Origin of the sequence: Nocardioides potassii (assembly GCF_021648885.1) — a bacterium.
GTDB lineage: Bacteria > Actinomycetota > Actinomycetes > Propionibacteriales > Nocardioidaceae > Nocardioides > Nocardioides potassii.
In genome coordinates, this window is record NZ_JAKJHZ010000003.1 from 273,224 (window position 1) to 294,281 (window position 21,058).

The window sequence follows — 21,058 nt, forward strand, 5'->3', positions numbered from 1 at the left end:
GCTCACGTGCCGCGCTGACCGCGTCGGCTCGGGATCGCGGTGACGCCCTCGGGCACGGGCGGCAGGCCCACTGCCGTGCACATCAGCTCGCCCCACGCCTCGACGTGGGCGGTCATGTCGAGGCCGTCGTCGCCGACGGTCGGGGTCCACGACGCGCGGATCTCGACCTGGGCGGTGCCCGGCTCGTCGCGCATCCCCCCGAAGCTCTCGGTGGTGACGCAGGTGACCGTCCCGGACGCGGCGTGGAACTCGGCGCCGTGCGCCTCGAGCGCCTCGGTGAGCCACGACCACCCGACGGCGGCCAGCATCGGGTCCGCGCCGAGCTCGGGGTCGATGTCGGCGCGGGCGTAGGCCACGCAGCGGTAGGTGCCGTCCCACGCGTCGTTGCCGGCCGGGTCGTGCAGCAGGATCAGCCGGCCGGTGCCGAGGTCCTCGTCGTCCACGGTGACGTCGCCGCTGAGCGCGGACGACCACGGCGCGATGCGCTGCGGGGCGGGCATCTCCTCGCAGAACACCTCCGGGCGCAGCGAGGCCTGCCGCATCGACTCCACAGCCGCGCGGAACTCCGCAGGCCCAGCCCCGGCACCGCTGCCCGGGTGGGTCTCGTGACGAGCCACCATTCGGCCAGAGTAGGCCAGCCCCGCGCTTCGCCGATGTGCCGCCACGCCGCCTGACCTGCGAAGATTCGTCGGTGACCACGCCCCATCCCGGACTGTCCGAGAGCCCCTTCCTGGTGGCCGCACGCGGTGGGCAGCCGGCGCACACGCCGGTCTGGTACATGCGGCAGGCGGGCCGGTCGCTCCCCGAGTACCTGAAGGTGCGCGAGGGGATCGGGATGCTCGAGTCCTGCATGGACGCCGACCTGGTCACCGAGATCACCCTGCAGCCCGTACGACGCTACGGCGTCGACGCCGCGATCTTCTTCTCCGACATCGTGCTGCCGCTCAAGGCGGTGGGCGTGGACCTCGACATCAAGCCGGGCGTCGGGCCGGTCGTCGCCTCACCGGTCCGGACGCTCGCGGACGTCGAGGCCATCCCCGACCTCGTGCCCGAGCACGTGCCCTACATCTCGCAGGCCGTCCGCCAGCTCGTCGCCGAGCTCGGCGCCACGCCGCTGATCGGCTTCGCCGGCGCGCCGTTCACCGTGGCGTCGTACCTCGTCGAGGGCGGTCCGTCGAAGGAGCACGCCAGGACCAAGGCGATGATGTTCGGGGCCCCCGACGTGTGGGACGCGCTGATGCGCAAGATCGCCGGCATCGCGGCGGCCTACCTCCGCATCCAGGTCGAGGCGGGCGCCTCGGCCGTGCAGCTCTTCGACTCGTGGGCCGGCGCGCTGACCCCGGCCGACTACCGCGACTCGGTGATGCCCCACTCCCAGCGGGTGCTGGCCGGGGCCGGAGAGCTCGGCGTGCCGCGCATCCACTTCGGCGTCGGGACGACCAACCTGCTCGGGCTGATGGGCGAGGCGGGCGCCGACGTGGTCGGGGTCGACTGGCGCACGCCGCTGGACCGGGCCATCCCGCTCGTCGGTGACCGCGTGGTCCAGGGCAACCTCGACCCGACGCTGGTCTTCGCGCCCACCGAGGTGATGACGGCTCGCGCCGCCGAGGTGATCGAGGCCGGTCGCGCGGCGAGGGGCCACATCTTCAACCTCGGTCACGGGGTCATCCCGTCGACCGACCCCGGTCAGCTCACTGCGCTGACCGAGTTCGTCCAGTCCTACCCGCGCTGATCGGCGTCACGACCGACGGGTCGGGCTCGAGCGACGCCAGGTAGGAACGGGCCTGGCGCACGAGGGCGGTCTGCAGGTCGCGGACCGGCTCCGGCACGCGCTCGGCGCGGCGTCGCAGCATCAGCAGGGTGACGGTCGTGGCGCCGTCGCCGGCGAGGATCGGACGGGTCGTGAGGACCCCGGCGCGCACCAGCGGATCGCCGGTGATCGAGAAGTCCGGGAGGATGGAGATCCCCAGCCCGGCGGCGACCATCGACTTGCCCATCTCGGCGCCGTCGGTGGCGTACGTCGTCTCCGGCAGGGCGCCCGCGAAGAGGCGGTGGGCGTAGCGGTGCATGACGAAGCCCGGTCGCATCAGGACGTGCGGCTCCTTGCGGAGGTCGTCGACGCTCACGTGTGCCTGCGCCGCGAGGCGGTGGTCGGCACGCATGCACGCGACCGGCGTGCCCTCGATCAGCTTGTCGGCGACGATCGTCGTCGGGATCTCGTCGCCCGGGAGCACGTTGACGAGCCCGAGGTCGAGCGAACCCTCGGTGAGACCCTGCTGGATGTCGACCTGTCGCGCGTTGACCACCTCGACACCGCCCGCCCCGTGCTCGGCGCGCATGTCCTTGAGCGCAGGGGCGAGGAGGGTGGACGAGGCGGTGTTGACGGTGCCGATGCGCAGGTCACGGCGCCGTACGGACTGCTGGCCCGCGGCCTGGCGCAGCCGGTCGACGGCCTCGAGGACGTCGGTCATGTTCTGCAGCAGGTCCAGTCCCTGACGGCTGATCCGCGAGCCCGTACGGCGACGGTCGAGGAGCGTCGCACCGAGCTCCTTCTCAAGCTTGGTCACCGCCTCGCTCAGCGCGGGCTGGGAGATGTGCATCGCCTCGCTCGCCCGGCGCAGCGAGCCGTGCTCGGTGACCGCCGCGAGGTACTCCAGTTGTTCGATCCGCACCCGATGCTCCTGCTCTGCCGTGGTCGGGAAGCCGCGCGGGAGCGTGTCCGCGACGACGTTCGCTAAAGTCTACTAAGAAACTATACAAAACGGCGGAACCGGTCGTCCGACAGGTCCGCGTGTCGACCGGGGTGGCGGCTCTGCCTGCAAGGCAGCACCTGTCACCCCCTCGACATCCCCGCGGGCGACGGTGTGCGGCGAGGGGGTCGACCGCTGCTACGTTTGTCTACAAGATCAATAGAGATTAAGTGCGTGAAGGCTCGTGAGAGGACGGCGATGAAGTTCCACTGGTTCCTGCCCACCAACGGCGGAGACGGCCGGCAGGTCGTCAGCGGCGGCCACGGCGTCGAGCACGGCAACGCGGGCCGGCCCGCGAGCGTGCCCTACCTCGGCCAGATCGCCCGCAGCGCCGAGCAGCTCGGCTTCGAGGCGGCACTGACCCCGACCGGTGCGTGGTGCGAGGACGCCTGGCTCACGACCGCCATGCTCGCCCCGCTCTCGGAGCGCCTGAAGTTCCTCGTCGCGTTCCGCCCGGGACTCACCTCCCCGACGCTGGCCGCTCAGATGGCCGCGACCTTCCAGAACCTCACCGAGGGCCGCCTGCTCCTCAACGTCGTCACTGGAGGCGAGTCCCACGAGCAGCGGGCGTACGGCGACTTCCTCGACAAGGACGGGCGTTACGAGCGGTGCGGCGAGTTCCTCTCGATCGTGCGCCGGCTCTGGACGGGGGAGGAGGTGACGTACGCCGGGAAGCACCTGCGCGTCGACCAGGCCAGGCTCCAGCAGCTGCCCGACCCCATCCCGGGGATCTACTTCGGCGGCTCGTCGCCCGCCGCCGGCGAGGTCGCGGCCGAGCACGCCGACGTCTACCTGACGTGGGGCGAGCCGCCGGCCGCCGTGGAGAAGAAGGTCCGGTGGATCACCGAGCTCGCCGAGAAGAAGGGCCGTGAGCTGACCTACGGGATCCGCCTCCACGTCATCTCCCGCGACACGTCCGAGGAGGCGTGGGCCGAGGCCGACCGCCTGCTCGCGGGCATCTCCGACGAGGACATCGCACGGGTCCAGGAGGGCCTGAAGCGCTCGGAGTCCGTCGGCCAGAAGAACATGCTCGCGCTCAACGAGGGCAGCAAGGACGGCCTCGAGATCTTCCCGAACCTCTGGGCCGGCGTCGGCCTGGTCCGCGGCGGAGCCGGCACCGCGATGGTCGGCAGCCACGAGGAGGTCGCCGACCTCGTCGAGCAGTACGCCGCCGTCGGCATCGACGAGTTCGTGCTCTCGGCCTACCCGCACCTCGAGGGCGCCTACCACTTCGGCGAGGGCGTCCTGCCGGTGCTGGAGAAGCGCGGACTGTGGACCAACCCCGCGCCCGCGCGCGGCCGGTCCTCGGTGCCGTTCGGCGGACAGAAGGCCGCATCGTGAGCGCCCGTGTCGCCGTCGTCGTCGGCAACCCCAAGCCCGTGTCCCGCACCTACGAGGCCGCGCTCACCCTGGCCGACCGGCTCGGCGGCGCCGACCTGGTGATCGACCTGGCCGACCACACCGGCGAGCTCTTCGACTGGTCGTCCTCGACGGTCGGCGAGCTGGTCGAGGAGGTCGCCGCCAGCGACCTCGTCGTGGTGGCAAGCCCGACCTACAAGGCGACCTACACCGGTCTGCTCAAGGTCTTCCTCGACCTGTTCCCGCACCAGGGCCTCGCCGGCGTCACCGCGGTCCCGCTCATGCTCGGCGCTGCCGACGTCCACGCCCTGGCGGTCGAGCACACCCTGCGCCCCCTGCTCGTCGAGCTCGGCGCGTCGGTGCCGACGAGGGGCCTGTTCGTCCTCGACTCCGAGCACGCCGACGCGGCGCCGTACGACCGCTGGCTCGCCTCCGCCGAGCCGCTCCTCCCGTCCCCCATCCCGACAGACCCCCGATCCCGTCAGGCGGTGTCCGCATGACCCAGTCCCTGTCCACCCCAGCGCTCGACCCGCGCACCCTCCGCGACGCGTTCGGGGCCTTCCCGTCCGGCGTCGTCGCCGTCGCGGCGTCGGTCAAGGGCCAGCTCACCGGCATCGCCGCGTCGTCGTTCACCTCGGTGAGCATCGACCCGCCGCTGGTGTCCTTCTCCATCGCCACCACCAGCTCGACGTGGCCGCTGCTGCGCGAGGCCGACCACCTCGGCATCAGCGTGCTGGCCGACCACCACGACGCCGTCTGCCGCCAGCTCGCGGGACCGCGCGAGGAGCGCTTCGCCGGCCTGCCCTTCCACGTCACCGGCAACGGCTCGGTCCTGCTCGACGAGGCCGTCGCGACCTACGACTGCTCGGTGCACCAGGAGGTCGTCGCCGGCGACCACCTGATCGTGCTGCTCGAGGTCCACGAGGTGGGTGGCGGCGACGGCGAGCACCCGCTCGTCTTCCACCGCTCCGGCTTCGCCAAGCTCCACCGCGACGACCTCGACCCCGCCCGCCTCGACGGCCGGATCAACGGCGCCGACGTCGACAGCAGCGCCGACCAGGCTCGCGCGACCGACAAGCAGGAGGACGCAGCATGAGCACCCACAAGAACACGGAGCTCGCGCCCAGCCCCCGCCGCGTCGCGCTCGCGTCCGCCGTCGGCGCCACCATCGAGTGGTACGACTTCTTCCTCTACGGCACGGCGGCGGCCGTCGTGTTCGACAAGCTCTACTTCAACGGCCTCGACGGACCGGCCGCCCAGTTCGCGGCCTTCGCCACGTTCGCCGTCGGCTTCTTCGCCCGCCCGGTCGGCGGCCTGATCTTCGGCCACTTCGGCGACCGGATCGGCCGCAAGCAGATGCTGCTCCTGACGCTGGTCATCATGGGCGTCGGCACGGCCCTCATCGGGCTCCTGCCGACCTACGACTCCATCGGCGTCTGGGCGCCCGTCGCGCTCGTCGTGCTGCGCGTGCTGCAGGGCATCGGCGTCGGCGGCGAGTACGGCGGCGCGGTGCTGCTCGCGGTCGAGTACGCCCCGCCCCGGCGCCGCGGCTTCTACGGCAGCTTCGCGCACATCGGCGTACCGGGTGGTCTCGTCCTCGCGGCCGGTGCGTTCTCGCTCGCCGGTCTCCTGCCGGAGGAGGACTTCCTCGCCTGGGGCTGGCGGGCCTGCTTCCTCGTCAGCATCGTGCTGCTCGGCATCGGCGCCTACATCCGGCTCTCGGTCATGGAGACGCCGGAGTTCGCCAAGGTGCAGGAGCGCAAGGAGATCTCCCGCATCCCGCTGAAGGACCTGGTCGCCGAGCAGCCGCGGCCGCTGCTGCTGGGCATGGGCACGCGGTTCATCGAGGGCTTCACGTTCAACCTGTTCTCGGTCTACCTGCTGGCCTACGTCGCGACGAACCTCGAGCTGCCGCGGTCCTGGGCACTCGACGCGATCATCGTCGGCGCCGCGCTCGGCGTCGTGCTGGTGCCCATCTCCGGGGCGCTGTCGGACAAGCTGGGCCGCAAGCCGGTCTACCGGGTGGGCGCCTGGCTCGGCCTGCTGTTCGCCTTCCCGGCGGCGTACCTGATCCAGACCGAGAACCGCTGGGCGATCTCCGCGGTCTTCGTCGTCGGCCTCGGCGCGATCTACGGCATCGTCTACGGCCCGCTCGCCGCCTTCTGGTCCGAGCTGTTCGACACCCGCTACCGCTACACCGCGCTCAGCACGCTCTACCAGGTCTCCGGCATCCTCGCCTCCGGCCTCACGCCCCTCATCGCGGCGTGGCTGGTCACGAAGGGCGAGGGCACGCTCTGGTGGGTGGCGGGCTACAACGTGCTGGTCGCGGCGATCTCGCTCGTCTCAGCGCGCTTCCTGCCCGAGACCCGCGGTCGTGGTCTCGACCGCGAGGACCTCGGCCACGAGACCGCGGCGCGCGAGCCCGTGTCCGTCTGACCTCCGCCGGTCCCGTCCCGATGAACTCCCACTCGCTCGGGTGGAAGTTCATCGAGAGCTCAGCCTGCGGGCGTCTCGGCCGAGGCCGGGGCCGACGTCCGGCGGCGGCGTACGACGAGCCAGGCCGGGACGCCGATCACGAGGGCCACGACGGCGAAGGGCAGCAGCGCCCCGGCGACCAGCGCGATCAGGGCGAAGGTGCCACCGAGGGCCTTCGTCCCGCCGCGCAGCCCGTCGAGGAAGCCGGCGGGCGCGTCGTCGTCCTCCACGACGCTCGCCTTGTCGTCGTGCTTGCGGGAGATGTCGACGGTGATCGTCGACAGCGAGGTCTGGTCGGTGAGCCAGGACTGCTGCGACTTCAGCGAGTCGAGCTCGGCCTGGCGGGTGGTCAGCTGGGACTCGATCCAGATGAGGTTCTTCAGCGACGTCGCCTCCGCGAGCAGCAGCTCGACGCGCTTGAGGCTCGCCTCCTGGGCGCGGACGCGGACGTCGGTGTCGATGACCTGGGTCGTCACGTCCTCGGACCCCCGGCTCGAGGCGACGACTCCGTCGACCTCCTCGAGGGCGGTCATCGCGTCGCCGAACCGTCCGCTCGGCACCCGGACCACGAACCGCGCGTACGACGTCCGGCCGGCGTCGTCGGACTCGCTGGTCTCCTCGGTGATGTCCCCGCCCTGCGCGTCGACGATCCTCTGCACGTCCTGGCGGGTCTTCGCGACGTCCTTGCTGGACATCGACACGGTGCCGCTGGAGACCACCGCGCGCTCCATCTGCGGAGTGCCCGGCGCGCTGGCCGACTTCGGCGACGACGTCGTGGCGCCGCTGTCGGAGAAGTCCCGGCTGGCACCGCCCGGGGCCTCGGCACCGACGCCGTTACCCGCATCCATGTCGGCCGACGACGCGGAGCCGCCGCCGTCCGAGGCGCCGCTGTCGGAGGAGGACGAGCAGGCGGCCAGGGGGGCCGTCATGATGATCGCGAGGAGGAGGCCGGAGGCGCGGGTACGAGTGCTCATGTGCGTCCGACGCCGGTCGCGTCGACGCCGGTTCCGGCCGTGACGGAACTGTGACCCTCAGGACTTCCTGGCTGCTGCCGCCCGCGTCGTGGCGGCCTTCCTCGCTGCCCGCGTCGTCGTGGTGACCGTGGGGACGGCTGGCTCCGGCGTGGCCTCGGGCGTGGCCTCGGGCGTCGCCTCGACCGGCTCGGCCGCCTTGGTCGCCTTGGTCGCCTTGGTCTTGCGGGCCCGGGTGCTGCGGGTCGTGGTGGCGGTGGGCTCGGGCGTGTCCTTCGGCTCGGTCCTGGCCTCGGCCTTCGGGTCGGCCTTCGGGTCGGCCTTCGGGTCGGCCTTGGTGGCGGCCTTCGCCGGCGCGCGGCCCGCGCCCTTGCGTCGTACGCGCATCGCGTTGCCCGTCCCGGTCGTCTCCAGGTAGGGCTGGTCGGCGACCAGCGTGCTGAGCCGGGCGCCCGGACCCGCGAAGGTGCGCGCGTCGAACGACGGGTGGGTCCGGATCAGCTGGTTGCCCAGGGTGGGGAGCGGCACCCAGCCTTCGTCGTCGGCGACCGCGTTGATCGCCCGGGTGAGGGCGCTCTCGAGGTTGATCTCGGCGGAGGCCGGCTCGTGGGCGTCGTCGGCGTCGTCGGAGTCGGGCTCGGCGGCGTGCGGCGTCTCCGCCACGACGGCGAGGTCGATGAACTTGTCGCAGGCGTTGCGCAGGGACTCCGGCGCCTTGTTCTCACCGAGCACGTAGACCGCCTTGCCGGACTCGCGGAGCCGGTGCGCGAGGCTGGTGAAGTCGCTGTCGCTGGTCACCAGCGCGAACGCCTCGACGTTGCCGTCGTAGAGCAGGTCCATCGCGTCGATGACGAGGGCGAGGTCGGTGGAGTTCTTGCCCTGGGTGAAGGCGTTCTGGTGCATCGCGCGCAGGCCGAGGCTGTTGAGCTTGCGCGACCACTGGGTCAGGTGCGGGTTGGTCCAGTCGCCGTAGACCCGACGGATCGTGGGGTTGCCGTACTTCGCGACCTCGCTCAGCACCTCGTTGGCGTAGGCCGGCCGGGTGTTGTCGGCGTCGATCATCACGGCGATCCGGTCGGCTCCGGGGCTGGGCTCCATGACCGCAGCCTAGGCTGACGACGTGGCGTGGGACGTGGTGGTGGTCGGTGGGGGAGTCGCCGGACTGGTCGCGGCCCGCGGGCTCGCCGCCGCCGGGCGCGAGGTGCTGCTGCTCGAGTCGTCGCCGCGGGTCGGCGGCAAGCTCCGCACCGCCGAGGTGGCCGGGCTGCCGGTCGACGTCGGCGCCGAGGCGATGCTGGCCCGTCGCCCCGAGGGTCTCGACCTGGCGGCCGAGCTCGGCACCGAGGTGCTCCACCCGACGGCCGCCGCCTCCGCCGTCTGGTCGCGCGGAGCGCTGCGCACGCTTCCGCGCTCGCTGATGGGCGTCCCCCTCGACCACGACCAGCTCGCCGCCAGCGGGGTGCTCAGCCCGGAGGGACTCGCCCGGGCGTCGGCCGAGGAGCCCACCGAGGTGGACGAGGACGTGTCCGTGGGCGACCTCGTCGGGTCCCGGCTCGGCGACGAGGTCGTCGACCGCTTGGTCGAGCCGCTCCTCGGAGGTGTGTACGCCGGCCACGCCCGCCGCATCTCGGCCGCGGCCGCGGTGCCGCAGCTGCTCGCGATGGCCCGCCGGGGCGGGCTCCTCGACCAGGCCGCCGGCCTCCCCGCCTCGACCGCTCCCGTCTTCGCCACCGTCCCCGGCGGGATGGGCCGGCTGCCGGGCCTGGTCGTCGATCGCGGTGGCTTCGAGGTCCGGACGTCCGCCACTGTCCGCGCGCTGCGGCGCACGGACCACGGCTGGTCGCTCACCGTCGGTCCGACCACGCACGCCGAGACCCTCGAGGCGGACGCGCTCGTGCTGGCGACCCCGGCCGCACCCACCGCGCGCCTGCTCGCGGACGTCGTGCCGACTGCGGCGGCCGAGCTCGCCGCCGTCGAGACGGCCAGTGTCGCCGTCGTGACGCTCGCCTTCCGCGCCCAGGACGTGCCCGACAGCCTGTTCGACCGCTCGGGCTTCCTGGTGCCACCGGTCGAGCAGCGCGCCATCAAGGCCGCGACGTTCTCCTTCGCCAAGTGGGCCTGGGTCCGCGACCTCGACCGCGACGTCGTGGTGCTGCGCACCTCGCTCGGTCGGCACGGCGAGGAGGCGACGCTCCAGGCCGCGGACGAGGGGCTCGTGCGGGTCTCCCTCGCCGACCTCGCCGCCCTGGCGGGCATCACCGCCCGGCCCGTCGACACCCACGTCCAGCGGTGGGGCGGCGCACTCCCGCAGTACGCCGTCGGCCACCTCGACCGGGTCGCCCGGATCCGCGCCGCCGTCGCCGACCTGCCCGGGCTCGCCGTCTGCGGGGCGGCGTACGACGGCGTCGGCATCCCGGCGGTGATCGGGTCCGCCCGCCGCGCTGTGGCCTCGCTCACGCAGGCACAATGAAGGCATGAGCGACGCCCCCGACCAGCCCGCCGAGCAGACCAACGCCGCCCGCACCCGCGAGCTCAACGAGACCATCCGCTACACGATGTGGTCGGTCTTCCGCCTCCGCGACGTCATCGGCCAGGCCGACCGCGACGCCGACGCGCTCGAGGTGGAGGCGCTCTTCTCCTCGCTCGCCGAGCAGGGTGTCGTCGTCCGGGGGCTGTACGACGTCAGCGGCCTGCGCGCCGACGCGGACGTGATGGTGTGGTGGCACGCCGCGGACTCCGAGGACCTGCAGTACGCCTACAACGCCTTCCGCCGCACGACGTTCGGCAGCCGGCTGGTCCCCGTCTGGTCGCAGATGGCCCTCCACCGCCCGGCCGAGTTCAACAAGTCGCACATCCCGGCGTTCCTCGCCGACGAGGAGCCCCGAGCCCACATCTGCGTCTACCCGTTCGTCCGTTCCTACGAGTGGTACCTCCTCGACGACGCCGAGCGCCGCCGGATGCTCGCGCAGCACGGCCAGCAGGCGCGCGGCTACGCCGACGTGCGGGCCAACACGGTCGCGTCCTTCGCCCTCGGCGACTACGAGTGGATCCTCGCCTTCGAGGCCGACGAGCTGCACCGCATCGTCGACCTGATGCGCGACCTGCGCGCCTCCGACGCCCGGCGTCACGTGCGCGAGGAGGTGCCCTTCTACACCGGCGCCCGGGTGTCCGCCGCGGACCTCATCGCGCGCCTGCCCTGACCTGTCACCGGCGCCCGGGAACTCGTGTCGTCGGACGGCGTGTCCGGCTCGTCGAGCAATGTAGAGTAAGTCACTCGACATTGTTCTAAGGAGCCAGCATGACCGCCACCTTCCCCAGCCCGGCCACGGTGCGCCCGCGCGCGACGTCGCACACCGCCCGCGCGGCGCTCGCCCAGTACCTCAGCACCCACGACCCGCTCGCCCTCGTCGACCTCACCGTCCCGGAGCGCACCTGGGTCCGCGTCGAGCACGGCGTCGAGGCCGACATCTGGCTGATCACCTGGCCGGCCGGCTCGAGCACCGGCTGGCACGACCACGGCAGCGCCGCAGGTGCGTTCGTCGTGCTCGAGGGCCAGCTCACCGAGTACGTCTGGACCGGGGTCGCCACCGCCACCACCTTGCAGTCGCCCGGGGTGCGGGAGTTCGGTGGCAGCCACATCCACGACGTCATCAACCACGGCGTCCGTCCCGCTGTGTCCCTGCACGCCTACGCGCCCGGGCTCGCCGCGATGACGCGCTACGAGCTGGTGCGCGGCCGGCTGCAGGTGACCAGCGTCGAGAAGCGGGACGAGACGTGGTGACCTCGGCCCCGCCTCGGTACGACGGCGTCGACGCGCTGCTCGCCGACGCGCGGTCGCGCCTGGACCGCATCGACGTGGAGACGGCCTACCGCGAGGCGCTGGACGGCGCGCTCCTGGTCGACATCCGGCCCGCCGCGCAGCGCGCCGAGGAGGGCGAGGTGAGCCCGGCGCTGGGGCCGCTGGTCGTCGAGCGCAACGTGCTCGAGTGGCGCTTCGACCCCCGCTCCGACGCCCGCCTGCCGGAGGCGTCGTCCGACGCCCGGATCCTGGTGCTGTGCCAGGAGGGCTACACCTCGAGCCTGGCCGCCGACGCGCTCCGCAGCCTCGGCCTCGATGCGACCGACGTCGTGGGCGGCTTCAAGGCGTGGCGGGAGGCCCACCTGCCGACCGCGTGCCCCGACCGCGTGCGCTGAGCATCCTCCGGTGTGCCGCTCCCGGCCGTCGTGGGTCGGCCGGGAACGCGACACCGGCGACTACCGTCGGAGGACCATGACGTCCTCACGCCGACTGTCCCCGGCTGCCCTCGCCCTGTCCGTCACCGCCCTCGCCCTCCTCACCGCCTGCGGCACCGAGGGGGACGGCGCCGGGGCGGTCGACCAGGCGGTCGATCCGGCGGCGTCCGGTGAGCCGTCGTCGACGGGCTCACCGACGGGGGCTCCGACCCCGGTCCCCGACGGGACGGTGCGCACGCAAGGGCTGGTCACCGTCCTCGACTCCGGCGACGGCCCCGAGCTCTGCCTCGGTGCGGTCGCCGAGTCGTACCCGCCCCAGTGCGGCGGTCCTGCGCTCGAGGGCTTCGAGTTCGGTGACGTCGGCGCGGAGAAGGCCGCGGGCGTGACGTGGGGGCAGTACAACGTCACCGGGACGTGGGACGGCACGACCTTCACCGTCACCGAGTCCATCCCGGCCGCGCTCTACGACACGATCCTCGAGCCCGGGGCCGGAGGCCTGGAGCCCGCGTGCGACGACGCGACCGTGGTCGACGCGGACAAGGCGAGCCCCGAGGACCTCGACGCCACCCTCGCCGCGGCCTCCGCGCTGCCGTCGTACGCCACCTCGTGGCTGAGCGAGGGCATCATCAGCGTCGCCGTCACCGACGACCCCGACGGTGCCGAGGCGGAGCTCCGCAAGACCTGGGGCGGCCGGCTCTGCGTGACCACCGTCGAGAGGACCGACGCCGAGCTCAACGCGGTCAACCAGGAGCTCCAGGTGGCGCTCGGCGACCAGCTGCTGAGCAGCGGGTCCACCTCGCCGGACTCGCTCGACGCGACGGTCGTCTTCGACGACGGGTCCATCCAGGACTGGGCGGACGCCACGTGGGGCGACGGCCTCGTGCGGGTCAGCTCCGCCCTCGAACCGGCGGAGTAGGCGTCACTTCTCCTTGAGCGTGATGGCGATCGAGTTGATGCAGTAGCGGTCGCCGGTGGGCGTGCCGAAGCCGTCGGGGAAGACGTGGCCGAGGTGCGAGCCGCACGTGGCGCAGCGGACCTCGACGCGCTTCATGCCGTGCGAGTTGTCCTCGATGTACTCCACCGTGTCGGTCATCGGCTGGTAGAAGCTCGGCCAGCCGCAGCCGGAGTGGAACTTCGTGTCGCTCGTGAACAGCTCGGAGCCGCAGGCCTTGCAGGAGTAGGTGCCCTCGGTCTCGGTGTCGGTGTACTCGCCGGTGAACGCGCGCTCGGTGCCCGCCTGCCGGAGGACGGCGTACTCCTCCGGGGTCAGCTCCTCGCGCCACTGCTCGTCGGTCTTCTGCACGTCGTAGGCCATGGCTCCAGTTTACGGAGCGACGGAAGGTCACGATTCGCGCACACCCGTGGTCGTACGACGTCCGCGTGCGGCACCGTGTCGCCATGAGGGGGACGTGGCTCGTGGTTGGCGCGGTGGCGGTGCTCGCGACCGGGTGCGGCGACGGGTCGTCGTCGCCCCGAACGGAGGAGACGCCTGCGATCCCGGTGTCGAGCCCGACGGCGGTGCCGCCGGCCTCCGGCACGGTGACCACCACCTTCTCGCTCCTCGTCACCGACGACGGCTCAGGCCCGCACGCGTGCCAGAACGGCAACTGGCAGGACGTCTCGCCGCCGACGTGCTCCGCGATCGCGATCACCGGATGGGAGTGGGACCCGACCTGGGACGTCGAGGAGCAGGACGGGGTGCGGTGGGGCAACTTCCAGCTGGTCGGCACGTTCGACGGCCACACCTTCGCCGTCGACGCGGCCAGCCAGCCGGAGCCGGCGCCCTACGAGTGGGACTTCGAGATCCCCTGCCCGACGCCCGACGGTGGGTGGCAGGTGGTGGCCCCGTCGCGCTCGGGTGCGGATGACCTCGGCGCGGCCACCGCGGCAGCCCAGGACCTCGACGGCTACGCCCTCGCCGTCGTCAGCACCCCGGACGGCAGGCCCGGCCCGCGCGACCCGGGGAGCACCGTGCTCACCGTGCTCGTCGCCGGGGACGTGTCGGCGTCGGAGGCCGCGCTGCGCGAGGTGTGGGGCGGGATGCTCTGCGTGAGCCGCGTCCACCACTCCTACCGCGAGCTGCGCAGGGTCCAGCACGCGCTGCTCGACGTCCCCGGGATGAACGAGGTCGGGAGCGGCAACACCGACAACCAGGTCGACCTGGTCGTGCTGAACGACGACGGGTCCATCCAGCGGTGGGTGGACCAGGCGTTCGGCGAGGGCGTGGTGGTCGTCGACTCGAACCTCCAGCCTGTCGGCTGACGCGACTAGGGTCGGGGCATGGCAGCAGCGAAGCCGGTGATGGTGCGGGCCGGCGACCGCGAGGTCCGCGTCTCCTCGCCCGACCGCGTCATCTACGAGGCGACGGAGACCACCGGCGAGGTGACCAAGCTGATGGTCGCGGAGTACTTCGCGAGCGTCGAGGACGGCCTGATGCGCGCGCTGCGCGACCGCCCGACGGCGCTCGAGCGGTGGACCTCCGGGGTCCGCCCCGGGATGAGGCTCGCGACCGGGCCGCAGGACCGCAACGCCGACGCGTTCTACCAGAAGCGGGTGCCGAAGGGGGCTCCCGACTACCTCGAGACGGCCACCATCACCTTCCCGTCGGGCCGGACCGCAGACGAGATCTGCCCGACCGAGATCGCCGTGCCGGTGTGGTGCGCGCACATGGGCACGCTGACCTTCCACCCCTGGCCCGTCCGTCGTACCGCTGCGTCTGATTCGTGGGGCGACCACCCCGACGAGCTGCGGATCGACCTGGACCCGCAGCCCGGCACGGGCTTCGGCGACGCCGTACGGGTGGCGGGGGTGGCGCGCGAGCTGCTGGCCGACCTCGGGATGACGGGCTTCGCGAAGACGTCCGGCAACCGCGGCATCCACGTCTACGTGCGGATCTCGCCCGAGTGGGACTTCGCCGCGGTCCGCCACGCCGCGATCGCCTTCGGCCGCGAGCTGGAGAAGCGGGACGACGGCGTCACGACGGCGTGGTGGAAGGAGGAGCGCGGCGAGCGGATCTTCGTCGACTTCAACCAGAACACCCGCGACCGCACGATCGCGTCGGCCTACTCCCTGCGCCCGATCCCCGGCGCGCCCGTCTCGACGCCACTGGCCTGGGACGAGCTGGCCGGGCTGACCTCACCGGCCGAGCTCAACCTCTTCACCGTCCCCGAGCGGCTCGCCTCCGAAGGTGACCCGTGGGCTGCGATCGACGACGTCCACCACTCGCTCCAGCCGCTCCTCGACCTCTGGGAGGAGCACCCCGTCGAGCTCAACTTCCCGCCCGACCACCCGAAGATGCCCGGCGAGCCGCCCCGCGTGCAGCCGTCGAAGAAGGTCGAGTCGCACTGGGACTCCGACGGCAACCGGATCGCCGACTGAGCGAACCTCCCGCTGGTCGAGGAGGGACGAAGTCCCGTCACGAGACCGAGAACCAGGTCTCGTGACGGTCGCTGCGCGACCTCCTCGACCAGCGGGAGTCAGCGTTCCCAGGGGGCCGGGATCGGGAAGTACTGCTCGAGGAACTCGTGGAGCATGGCGTCGGCGCGGTGGTCGTCGAAGGCCGAGAGCATGTTGTCGGCGATGCAGAAGAAGTCGCGGTCGCGCTTGAGCATCTGCTTGAGCTGGGCCGGCAGCTGCTGGTGGCCGAGGTCGACGTAGCCGTGGTGGGCGCTCGCGCGGAAGGCCTGGCCGGTGATGAGGCCGTAGTTCTGCGCGAACGACGACAGCAGGGACAGGTCGGTCGCGGAGCGGAACGGCGCGTTCGTCGTCCGCTCGACCTCCTCGGGGAAGCGGGCCGCGATCTCCTCGAGCGTCGAACGACGCTGGGGGTGCGGGCTGTGCATCATCGTCTGCGTCAGCGCGACCCCGAACGCGTCGGCGAGCACACGGCGGTTGTTCTGCGCGGCGGTCAGGTAGGGCCGGTCGTCGGTGCCGGCGAGGCCGACGGCGCGGTGGTCGGCGACGAAGGCGGCGTACTGCCCGCCGGGCGCGAAGAAGTGCCCTGGCCGCCGGGGCCGGCCCAGGAAGACGTCGTCGTTGACGTAGATGAAGTGGTCGGCGAGGTCGGGCACGGCGTGCAGGCGCGTCTCGATCGCGTGCGAGCTGAAGGTCGGGAGCGCCGACGCGGGCAGGACGTCCCGGTGGTCGACGACCCGGATCCGCTCGTGCGACGTGTCGAGCCACGACGGCACCTGGCCCGCGGTGACGAGGTGGATCCGGCGCACCCACGGCGCGAAGAGGTGGAGGCTGCGCATCGAGTAGCGCAGCTCGTCGCGGCTCGTGTAGCGCTGCGCGCCGCCGGCCCGCTCGTCGGGGGTCCCGCCGGTGTCGACGATGCGCCGGTCGCGGGCGGCCAGCCACTCCTCGTCGTCACCGTCGACCCAGGTGTAGACGACGTCGACGTCGAAGCGCACGTCGTCGACGGTCGGCAGCGCCATCAGCTCGAGGGTGGGCACGTCGACGCCCTCGACGGTGGTGGTGGTGCGCGGCGTGCCGGCCGGCACCCGGTCGCCGTACCTGTTGAGGCTCGGGGCGAAGAGGTCGCCGTCGGGCGACTCCTCCCAGAACTGCACGCCGACCTCGACGCCCTCGCCGAGCACGCCGTCGTGGCCGCCGCGCATCGGCCACGGCTCGAGGAACAGCGAGGCGGTGCGGGTGCGGGCCAGCTCCTCGGTCATCGCCGCGACTGTGCCGCGACGCTCGTGCCACCCGCGCTCGGCGGGGTCGCGGACCGACAGCCAGTCGGGCACCGGCGCCGCCGCGAGGGCGGTGAGGAAGGCCTGGCGGCGCGACGACGGCACGACGACCACCGGGTGCGGGTCGAGGCCACGCGCGGGCACCACGAACCAGTCGTCCCCGGCAGCCGAGGCGGCGGAGGTGAGCACCCGCAGCGTCGTCGTACGCGCCTCGGCGGGAGTGACGCCGGCCGCGGACGAGGTCTCGGGCAGGTCGCCGAGCGGTCCCGGGCGCAGCCCGTGGAGCACCCGCCGCGGTGCGAGCGGGTCGGCGCGGCGCTCGACCGCGCGGCGGAACGTGTCCACCCACCGCCGGGCGAGCCGCTGGCCGTCCCACTGCTCCGAGCGGGCGAGCGCGGCGGCGCCGAGGCGCGAGCGGAGGTCGTCGTCGGTGGCCATCCGCAGCATCGCAGCAGCCATCGCGGCCTTGGAGGCGGGCGGGACCAGCAGTCCGTCGACGTCGTGGGTGATCATCTCGCGCGGGCCGGAGGGGCAGTCGTACGACACCGGCGGCACGCCTGCCGACATGGCCTCCTGGAGCACGAGCGGGTAGCCCTCGCCGCGCGAGGCGAGGACGGCGACGCTCGCCCTGGCCCACTCGGCCGCGAGGTCGCGCGTCGAGCCGGGCAGGAGCACGCGGTCCTCGAGGCCGAGCTTGCGGACCTGGGCGGCGAGGTTGTCGGCGCGCGGGCCGTCGCCCCAGATGGTGAGGGTCCACCCGGGAATGTCCTCGTGGATGCGCCAGAACGCGTCGACGAGGTGCTCGAACTGCTTCTCCGGCGCGAGCCGGCCGGCGGTGACGAACGTCTTCTGGTCGAGGGAGGAGCGCGGCTGCGGAGTGCCGGGGAGCGGGTTGGGGATGACGAGCAGCTCGGGCGCCGCACCGCCGAGCCGGCCGGCGAGCCAGCGCGACATCGACTCGGTCAGCGACACCACGATGTCGGCGCGCGGGGCGAACTCGAGCAGCGCGCCGAGGTCGTTGACCCGTGCCGACGACGCGCGGTGCTCCTGGTGGACGAGGGCGACGTCGTCGGGCGCCAGCTGGGCGACGACGGCCAGCAGCTCGGGGGTCGTGGTGACGAGCACGTCGGCCTCGATCGAGCCGAGCGCCTCGCGCATCGTGGCGTCGGTCAGGCCGTTGTAGAGGGCGTCCCACGAGCGCGGCACGATCACCGACTCGCGCTGTGCCAATTCGTGGGCGACGCCGTCGGGATGTCGGCCGGCGACCGCGGTGGCCCGCCCGCCGCGCACGTCGACGAGGTAGGTGACCTCGAGCCCGTCGGCCAGCGGGTAGTGGGTCGTGTCGCCGCTGCGCCAGACGCTGAGGATGCGGACCCGGTGGCCCTCGCCGAGCGCGAGGAGGGCGTTGGCCTGCTCGATGCCGGAGCGGGCGGTGCCGCCCATGCCGTCGGCGTTGAAGAGCACGAAGACGATGTCGAGGGGGCCGTCGCGGCGGGCGCGCCGCACGACCGACCGCACCTTCCCACCCAGCCTGTCGCCCAGAGCCACGTGCGCCTCAGTCCTGTCGTCGGGAGCCTCGTCGCCACGATCCTAGGGGGGCCGCCGACGGCCGATAGGGTGACCCGCATGCCCACCCCCCTGGTCCTGGTCTCCGGTTCCGGTCGCAGCGGCACCAGCTCCCTGGCGGGCACCCTCAAGCGCCTCGGACTCCACGTCCCGCAGCCCGAGGTCGAGGCCTCGGAGACCAACCCGCGCGGGTTCTACGAGCCGCAGTGGGTGATCGACTTCCACAAGCGCCACCTCCGCGAGCTCGCGCTCTTCAACATCGACAGCCGGCCCGCCGCGGTCGACCTCGTGGCGGCGTACGTCGACTCGGGCGTCCCCAGCGCCGAGCTCCGGGAGTGGCTCGCCGGCCAGCTGCAGGCACCCGAACGAGGTCAGGCGCAGATCGTCGTCAAGGACCCGCACGCCTTCTGGTTCGCCAAGGTCTGGGAGGACGTCAGCGCCGAGCTCGACGCCGACCTGCGCTGGCTGACCGCGCTGCGCCACCCCGCGGAGGTGGTCGGCTCGCGCGACATCGCCTACCTCTCGTCGCAGTCCGACGACCTGCGGCTGACCAAGGAGACGTCCAACGTCGCCGGCTGGGTGCACGCCGCTCTGCTCACCGAGCAGGCCGGCCGCGGGCGCAAGCGCTCCTTCGTGCGCTACGTCGACCTGCTCGCGGACTGGCGCTCGGCGCTCGCGCCCGTGCAGGAGCAGCTCGAGCTGTTCTTGAACGCCGACCTCTCCTCCCCTCCCGGCCAGCGCGAGCACCACCCGGTCGACGACTTCATCGAGCCGTCGATGCGCAAGTCGCAGCTGACCTGGGACGACGTACGCACCCCGGACTGGCTGCGCGACACCGCCGAGCAGGTCTGGCAGCTGCTCGGTGTCCTGACCGAGGAGCCGCAGGACCCCGACACCCTCGCCGCGCTCGACCGGATCCACGACGACTACGACGCCCGCTACGCCGAGGCCGTCGCCCTCACCTTCGACCACACCAAGGCCGAGTCGACCCTCGCCGGCCGCGAGGCCCGCGACGCCCAGCGCGCGACCGTCCAGCAGCTGCGCCGCGAGCTCGCCGAGGCGCGCCGGGAATCCTTCGGGTCAGCAGGTGCCCCCGCCGTTGGTGGCCGCGAGGCCGCCGCGATCCTGCGCCGCGCCGTCGTGCGCCGCCTCACCCGCCGCTGATCCGCCGATCGGTGATCCCAGGCTGACCGGGGATCACTGACGTTGTCGGCCGTTGCAACGCCTGACAACGTCGAGCGAAAGCCTGACGACCCACGAGCGCGGCCGGCTCAGAGGCCGCTGACGCCCTCGCCCTGGCCGGAGACCTGCTCGTCGAAGTTCTCGTGCTCGATCAGGTGCAGGACCGGTACGCCGAGCTTGCGGCGGGCGCGCGAGGTCCAGTCGACGTGGAAGAACTCGGCGACGACGTGGGGCCGGGTGAGGATGATCGCCTCGCGGGCGTCGACCGCGCCGACCAGCGCGGCGAGGGCGTCGACCGGTGGCTCCGAGGTGACGGCGCCGCGGGCCTGGCCGCCGGCCGCGGTGATCGCGGCGATCGTCTGCCTGAGCTCGGCGTTGGAGGTGTCCTCGCAGTCCTTGCGCAGCGCCTCGATGTCGACGTCGTTCATCGCGAGGGCGGGCGCGGCCATCAGGTCGCCGGCCCCGAGGGTGCCCATCGAGGCCTCGATGCGGGCCGCGGCGTCCTCGAGGGGGAGGAGCACGTGGTAGACGACCTGGTCCTCGATCTCCGCGTGGAGCGAGCGGACCTGGGCCGCGTCGGCGGGGGAGAGGGCCTGCTCGACGAGGAGCACCACGTCATAGGTGCCGACGCCGTCGTGGATGGAGTCGTCGTGGATGGAGTCGTCGTCGTGCGGGGTGTCGGTGTCGCTCATGATGCGCCTCCGGGGTCGGTGCTCAGGATTCGGGTGAGGTCGTAGCCGGCCGGCTCGTCGAGCTGACCGTATCCGCAGCTCTCCGGGTCACGGTCGGTGCGCCACCTCTTGAAGTGGGCCGTGTGGCGGAACCGTCGGCCCTCCATGTGGTCGTACTTCACCTCGAGCACCCGCTCCGGGCGCAGCGCGGTGAACCCGAGGTCCTTGCCCGCGCTCCACCGGCTCTGGGTGCCGGGGACGCGGTCGGGGTTGGCGGTGAGGAACTCGTTCCACCGACCCCACGGGTGGTCCGCGATGTCGCAGACCAGCGGCTGCAGCTCGTGCCAGAGCTCGGCCCGCCGCTTGGCGGTGAAGCTGGCGGACACGCCGATGTGCTGCAGCTCGCCGTCGTCGTCGTACAGCCCGAGGAGCAGGGAGCCGATCAGCGGCTCCTCGGGGGTGGACGTCTTGTGCTCGCGGTAACCGGCGAGGACGACGTCGGCGGTGCGCTCGTGCTTGATCTTGAGCATGGTGCGCTTGTTGGGCTCGTACGGCGACCCGAGCGGCTTGGCGACGACACCGTCGAGCCCCGCGCCCTCGAACTCCTCGAACCATCGCTCGGCCTCGGCGGGGTCCTCGGTGGTGCGGGTGAGGAAGCACGGCCCGGCTCCGTCGAGGTGGCCGAGCGCCTCGACGAGCGCGGCCCTCCGTTCCGAGAGCGGGCGATCGATGAAGGACTCGTCGCCGAGCGCGAGCAGGTCGAAGGCGACGAAGCCGGCCGGGGTCTCGACCGCGAGCTTGTCGACGCGGCTGGCCGCGGGGTGGATGCGCTCCTGCAGGGTCTCGAACTCCAGCCGCCACCCGTCGGGCCCCTGCAGGCCGACGAAGATCTCCCCGTCGAGCACGACCCGGTCGGGCAGCTGGTCGCGGCAGGCCTCGACGACCTCGGGGAAGTAGCGGGTGAGCGGCTTGGTGTTGCGGCTGGCCAGCTCGACCTCGTCGCCGTCCTTGAACACCAGGCAGCGGAAGCCGTCCCACTTCGGCTCGAAGCTCAGGCCGCCGTGCTTCGCCGGGTCCGGCACCCCGCTGACGCTCTTCGCGAGCATCGGCTGCACGGGCGGCATGACAGGCAGGTCCACGCGATCGAGCCTAGTCCG

General features: G+C 72.6%; 21 protein-coding genes. 13 read left to right on the forward strand and 8 right to left on the reverse strand.

The window, feature by feature from the left end:
• Positions 1-2: 2 nt before the first annotated feature.
• Positions 3-620, reverse strand: coding sequence for a DUF3000 domain-containing protein (locus L2K70_RS02685; RefSeq protein WP_236398600.1), 618 nt, complete (start codon positions 618-620; stop codon positions 3-5).
• Between the two features lie 71 nt (positions 621-691).
• Between L2K70_RS02685 and hemE the strand changes: the two genes are divergently transcribed.
• Complete coding sequence (hemE, locus tag L2K70_RS02690; protein WP_236398603.1) at positions 692-1,732, forward strand: uroporphyrinogen decarboxylase; 1,041 nt, start codon at positions 692-694, stop codon at positions 1,730-1,732.
• Here the strand turns inward: hemE and L2K70_RS02695 are convergent.
• Positions 1,692-2,672, reverse strand: a complete 981-nt coding sequence (locus tag L2K70_RS02695; protein ID WP_236398607.1) for a LysR family transcriptional regulator — start codon at positions 2,670-2,672, stop codon at positions 1,692-1,694. The two genes, hemE and L2K70_RS02695, sit on opposite strands and share 41 nt — an antisense overlap.
• Positions 2,673-2,924: 252 nt before the next feature.
• Here L2K70_RS02695 and L2K70_RS02700 point away from each other — a divergent pair, with 252 nt between their 5' ends.
• From L2K70_RS02700 to L2K70_RS02715, 4 genes are read left to right on the forward strand one after another with little or no spacing between them, the layout of a single operon-like run.
• The gene (locus tag L2K70_RS02700) at positions 2,925-4,091 is read left to right on the forward strand and encodes an LLM class flavin-dependent oxidoreductase (RefSeq protein ID WP_236398610.1); all 1,167 of its coding nucleotides are present in this window, start codon (positions 2,925-2,927) and stop codon (positions 4,089-4,091) included.
• Positions 4,088-4,609, forward strand: a complete 522-nt coding sequence (locus tag L2K70_RS02705) for an NADPH-dependent FMN reductase (protein ID WP_236398613.1) — start codon at positions 4,088-4,090, stop codon at positions 4,607-4,609. The genes L2K70_RS02700 and L2K70_RS02705 overlap by 4 nt, the downstream gene beginning before the upstream one ends.
• Positions 4,606-5,205, forward strand: coding sequence for a flavin reductase family protein (locus tag L2K70_RS02710; RefSeq protein ID WP_236398617.1), 600 nt, complete (start codon positions 4,606-4,608; stop codon positions 5,203-5,205). The genes L2K70_RS02705 and L2K70_RS02710 overlap by 4 nt, the downstream gene beginning before the upstream one ends.
• On the forward strand, positions 5,202-6,545 hold the full coding sequence (locus L2K70_RS02715) for an MFS transporter (RefSeq protein WP_236398618.1): 1,344 nt from the start codon (positions 5,202-5,204) through the stop codon (positions 6,543-6,545). Before L2K70_RS02710 ends, L2K70_RS02715 begins: the two co-directional genes overlap by 4 nt.
• Before the next feature lie 59 nt (positions 6,546-6,604).
• Here L2K70_RS02715 and L2K70_RS02720 read toward each other — a convergent pair whose 3' ends face one another.
• Positions 6,605-7,558, reverse strand: a complete 954-nt coding sequence (locus tag L2K70_RS02720) for a DUF4349 domain-containing protein (protein ID WP_236398622.1) — start codon at positions 7,556-7,558, stop codon at positions 6,605-6,607.
• A 57-nt stretch (positions 7,559-7,615) separates the two neighbouring features.
• Positions 7,616-8,653: an NYN domain-containing protein gene (locus L2K70_RS02725; protein ID WP_236398625.1), complete on the reverse strand. Its 1,038-nt coding sequence runs from the start codon at positions 8,651-8,653 to the stop codon at positions 7,616-7,618.
• Between the two features lie 22 nt (positions 8,654-8,675).
• Between L2K70_RS02725 and hemG the strand changes: the two genes are divergently transcribed.
• The 5 genes from hemG (at position 8,676) to L2K70_RS02750 (ending at position 12,704) form a co-directional block, all read left to right on the forward strand.
• Entirely contained in the window at positions 8,676-10,025 is a 1,350-nt protein-coding gene (gene hemG, locus L2K70_RS02730) for a protoporphyrinogen oxidase (protein WP_236398628.1), read from the forward strand.
• A gap of 4 nt (positions 10,026-10,029) precedes the next feature.
• Complete coding sequence (hemQ, locus tag L2K70_RS02735; RefSeq protein WP_236398631.1) at positions 10,030-10,755, forward strand: hydrogen peroxide-dependent heme synthase; 726 nt, start codon at positions 10,030-10,032, stop codon at positions 10,753-10,755.
• Between the two features lie 98 nt (positions 10,756-10,853).
• The gene (locus tag L2K70_RS02740; protein ID WP_236398634.1) at positions 10,854-11,336 is read left to right on the forward strand and encodes a cysteine dioxygenase; all 483 of its coding nucleotides are present in this window, start codon (positions 10,854-10,856) and stop codon (positions 11,334-11,336) included.
• The gene (locus L2K70_RS02745; RefSeq protein WP_236398637.1) at positions 11,333-11,749 is read left to right on the forward strand and encodes a rhodanese-like domain-containing protein; all 417 of its coding nucleotides are present in this window, start codon (positions 11,333-11,335) and stop codon (positions 11,747-11,749) included. The genes L2K70_RS02740 and L2K70_RS02745 overlap by 4 nt, the downstream gene beginning before the upstream one ends.
• 76 nt (positions 11,750-11,825) lie before the next feature.
• The gene (locus L2K70_RS02750; RefSeq protein WP_236398640.1) at positions 11,826-12,704 is read left to right on the forward strand and encodes a hypothetical protein; all 879 of its coding nucleotides are present in this window, start codon (positions 11,826-11,828) and stop codon (positions 12,702-12,704) included.
• Positions 12,705-12,707: 3 nt separating this feature from the next.
• Here the strand turns inward: L2K70_RS02750 and msrB are convergent, their stop codons facing one another.
• Complete coding sequence (msrB, locus tag L2K70_RS02755) at positions 12,708-13,103, reverse strand: peptide-methionine (R)-S-oxide reductase MsrB (protein ID WP_236398643.1); 396 nt, start codon at positions 13,101-13,103, stop codon at positions 12,708-12,710.
• Between the two features lie 83 nt (positions 13,104-13,186).
• Here msrB and L2K70_RS02760 point away from each other — a divergent pair, with 83 nt between their 5' ends.
• Complete coding sequence (locus L2K70_RS02760) at positions 13,187-14,050, forward strand: hypothetical protein (protein WP_236398646.1); 864 nt, start codon at positions 13,187-13,189, stop codon at positions 14,048-14,050.
• Between the two features lie 18 nt (positions 14,051-14,068).
• Positions 14,069-15,166 carry a DNA polymerase domain-containing protein gene (locus L2K70_RS02765; RefSeq protein WP_236398649.1) on the forward strand — a complete coding sequence of 366 codons (1,098 nt, stop codon included), beginning with the start codon at positions 14,069-14,071 and terminating at the stop codon, positions 15,164-15,166.
• Between the two features lie 98 nt (positions 15,167-15,264).
• Here L2K70_RS02765 and L2K70_RS02770 read toward each other — a convergent pair whose 3' ends face one another.
• Positions 15,265-17,988 carry a stealth family protein gene (locus tag L2K70_RS02770; RefSeq protein WP_236398652.1) on the reverse strand — a complete coding sequence of 908 codons (2,724 nt, stop codon included), beginning with the start codon at positions 17,986-17,988 and terminating at the stop codon, positions 15,265-15,267.
• A gap of 120 nt (positions 17,989-18,108) precedes the next feature.
• Between L2K70_RS02770 and L2K70_RS02775 the strand changes: the two genes are divergently transcribed.
• The gene (locus L2K70_RS02775) at positions 18,109-19,212 is read left to right on the forward strand and encodes a sulfotransferase family protein (RefSeq protein WP_236398654.1); all 1,104 of its coding nucleotides are present in this window, start codon (positions 18,109-18,111) and stop codon (positions 19,210-19,212) included.
• Between the two features lie 107 nt (positions 19,213-19,319).
• On the opposite strand, the gene L2K70_RS02780 is transcribed toward L2K70_RS02775, so the two are convergent.
• Positions 19,320-19,922 (reverse strand): hypothetical protein, encoded by a 603-nt coding sequence (locus L2K70_RS02780; RefSeq protein WP_236398657.1) that lies wholly within the window; start codon positions 19,920-19,922, stop codon positions 19,320-19,322.
• Entirely contained in the window at positions 19,919-21,040 is a 1,122-nt protein-coding gene (locus L2K70_RS02785) for an ATP-dependent DNA ligase (protein WP_236398660.1), read from the reverse strand. The genes L2K70_RS02780 and L2K70_RS02785 overlap by 4 nt, the downstream gene beginning before the upstream one ends.
• Positions 21,041-21,058: the final 18 nt, after the last annotated feature.

Bases quoted from the DNA above. Each gene is read 5' to 3' on its own strand.
- L2K70_RS02685 (WP_236398600.1), bottom strand. From the start codon at position 620: ATGGTGGCTCGTCACGAGACCCACCCGGGCAGCGGTGCCGGGGCTGGG.
- L2K70_RS02710 (WP_236398617.1), top strand. From the start codon at position 4,606: ATGACCCAGTCCCTGTCCACCCCAGCGCTCGACCCGCGCACCCTCCGC.
- L2K70_RS02715 (WP_236398618.1), top strand. From the start codon at position 5,202: ATGAGCACCCACAAGAACACGGAGCTCGCGCCCAGCCCCCGCCGCGTC.
- L2K70_RS02720 (WP_236398622.1), bottom strand. From the start codon at position 7,558: ATGAGCACTCGTACCCGCGCCTCCGGCCTCCTCCTCGCGATCATCATG.
- L2K70_RS02725 (WP_236398625.1), bottom strand. From the start codon at position 8,653: ATGGAGCCCAGCCCCGGAGCCGACCGGATCGCCGTGATGATCGACGCC.
- hemQ (WP_236398631.1), top strand. From the start codon at position 10,030: ATGAGCGACGCCCCCGACCAGCCCGCCGAGCAGACCAACGCCGCCCGC.
- L2K70_RS02740 (WP_236398634.1), top strand. From the start codon at position 10,854: ATGACCGCCACCTTCCCCAGCCCGGCCACGGTGCGCCCGCGCGCGACG.
- L2K70_RS02750 (WP_236398640.1), top strand. From the start codon at position 11,826: ATGACGTCCTCACGCCGACTGTCCCCGGCTGCCCTCGCCCTGTCCGTC.
- msrB (WP_236398643.1), bottom strand. From the start codon at position 13,103: ATGGCCTACGACGTGCAGAAGACCGACGAGCAGTGGCGCGAGGAGCTG.
- L2K70_RS02760 (WP_236398646.1), top strand. From the start codon at position 13,187: ATGAGGGGGACGTGGCTCGTGGTTGGCGCGGTGGCGGTGCTCGCGACC.
- L2K70_RS02765 (WP_236398649.1), top strand. From the start codon at position 14,069: ATGGCAGCAGCGAAGCCGGTGATGGTGCGGGCCGGCGACCGCGAGGTC.
- L2K70_RS02775 (WP_236398654.1), top strand. From the start codon at position 18,109: ATGCCCACCCCCCTGGTCCTGGTCTCCGGTTCCGGTCGCAGCGGCACC.
- L2K70_RS02780 (WP_236398657.1), bottom strand. From the start codon at position 19,922: ATGAGCGACACCGACACCCCGCACGACGACGACTCCATCCACGACGAC.